The 1,897-nt window shown below is 64.5% G+C and carries 3 protein-coding genes and 1 pseudogene; all 4 read right to left on the bottom strand.

Annotation, left to right across the window (positions count from 1 at the left end; translation table 11 throughout):
- Positions 1–94: pseudogene (locus tag EOD07_RS32855) on the bottom strand (50S ribosomal protein L23); the annotation flags it as partial.
- Complete coding sequence (gene rplD, locus EOD07_RS32860; RefSeq protein ID WP_040983035.1) at positions 91–711, bottom strand: 50S ribosomal protein L4; 621 nt, start codon at positions 709–711, stop codon at positions 91–93. The gene rplD and the pseudogene EOD07_RS32855, both read right to left, overlap by 4 nt.
- Positions 711–1,427, bottom strand: a complete 717-nt coding sequence (rplC, locus tag EOD07_RS32865; protein ID WP_127238199.1) for a 50S ribosomal protein L3 — start codon at positions 1,425–1,427, stop codon at positions 711–713. Before rplC ends, rplD begins: the two co-directional genes overlap by 1 nt.
- 61 nt (positions 1,428–1,488) lie before the next feature.
- On the bottom strand, positions 1,489–1,797 hold the full coding sequence (rpsJ, locus tag EOD07_RS32870) for a 30S ribosomal protein S10 (protein ID WP_006205468.1): 309 nt from the start codon (positions 1,795–1,797) through the stop codon (positions 1,489–1,491).
- Positions 1,798–1,897 lie beyond the last annotated feature (100 nt).

The raw sequence follows: 1,897 nt of genomic DNA on the forward strand, positions 1-1,897 counted from the left end.
CGTTGAAGACGACCTGGTTCTGCTCGGAAGCCATGGTCGACTTTTCGGTGATCGCCGGCGAGACGATCACGTCGTAGTGACGGAGGTCGGTCATTTAAAGCGCTCCTCGAGAGCCTCGACGGCGGCCTTCGAAAGGACCAGCGTGCCGCGGCGCAGAATGTCGTAGACGTTGATGCCCTGGATGGGCAGCACGTCGATGTTGGGAATGTTGGTCGCGGCCAGCTTGAAGTTCTGGTCAAGCTCGGCGCCGCCGATCACCAGGGCGTTGGTCAGCCCCAGCGTCTCGAGGTTCGCCGCCAGCGCCTTGGTCTTGGCTTCGGCCAGCTTCAGCTCGTCGACGATGATGAGCGAAGCGCTTTTGGCCTTGGCCGAGAGAGCATGCTTCAGGCCCAGCGCGCGCACCTTCTTCGGCAGCTCGTGCTCGTGGCTGCGCACGACCGGGCCGTGCGCCTTGCCGCCGCCGCGGAACTGCGGAGCGCGAGCCGAGTGGTGACGGGCGCGGCCCGTACCCTTCTGCTTGTACATCTTGGCGCCGGTGCGCGCGATCTCGGCGCGGCCCTTGGCCTTGTGCGTGCCCTGTTGCTTCTTGGCGAGCTGCCAGCGCACGACGCGCTGCAGGATGTCCTCGCGCGGGTCAAGGCCGAAAATCTCCTCGGAGAGTTTCACCTTGCCTGCGTCCTTGCCGCCGAGCGTTGTGATCTTGAGGTCCATTATTCCGCTCCCTCAGTGGCCGGGGCTTCGTTCTTGGCGGCAGCGGCACGGATCGCGGCAGGCTTCGGCGCATTGGCCGGCAGCGCCGCCTTGGCAGCATCGCGAACCAGGATCCAGGCGCCCTTGACGCCGGGAACCGCGCCGCGGATCAGGATCAGGCCACGGTCGGCGTCGGTCGACACGACCTCGACATTCTGCGTGGTCACGCGGGTGTCACCCATGTGGCCGGCCATCTTCTTGCCCTTGAACACCTTGCCGGGGTCCTGGCGCTGACCGGTTGAACCGTGCGTACGGTGCGAGACCGAGTTACCGTGCGTGGCGCGGCCACCGCCCATGTGGTGCCGCTTGATGACGCCCTGGAAACCCTTACCGGTCGAGGTGCCGGTGACGTCGACCTTCTGGCCGGCGACGAAATGCTCGACGGTCAGCTCCGCGCCGACGTCGATCATGTTATCGGCGGAGACGCGAAACTCGGCGAGCTTGGCCTTCGGCTCGACGGAGGCGGCGGCGAAATGGCCGCGCATCGCCTTCGACGTGTTCTTCACCTTGGCAAGGCCAACGCCGAGCTGGACGGCGGTGTAGCCGTTCTTCTCCTGCGTGCGCTGGGCCACGACCTGGCAGTTCTCCAGCTGGAGAACGGTGACGGGAACGTGTTCCCCGGCATCGTTGTAGATGCGGGTCATTCCCACCTTCTTTGCAATCACACCTGAACGCATCGGTTCAATTCCTTTAGAGTTCCGGGCCAGGGGCAGCGCCCCTTACCGCGCTCTCATTCCCTTAGAGCTTGATCTCGACGTCGACACCGGCCGCCAGATCGAGCTTCATCAAAGCATCGACCGTCTGCGGGGTCGGATCGACAATGTCGAGCAGCCGCTTGTGCGTGCGCATCTCGAACTGCTCACGGCTCTTCTTGTCGACGTGGGGCGACCGGTTGACCGTGAATTTTTCGATCCGCGTCGGCAGCGGAATGGGGCCGCGGACGTTGGCGCCGGTGCGCTTGGCGGTCGACACGATTTCGCGCGTCGAGGCGTCGAGCACCCGGTGGTCAAACGCCTTAAGGCGGATGCGGATATTCTGTCCGTTCATGCGTCAATTCCTTGTTCTGGCGCGGCGCGGGCAGCTCCCGCGCCCGCGACAGATCCGTTTCAGTCCAATTATTCCTTGATGGTGACGACGATGCCGGCAC

This window comes from Mesorhizobium sp. M2C.T.Ca.TU.002.02.1.1 (assembly GCF_003997225.1).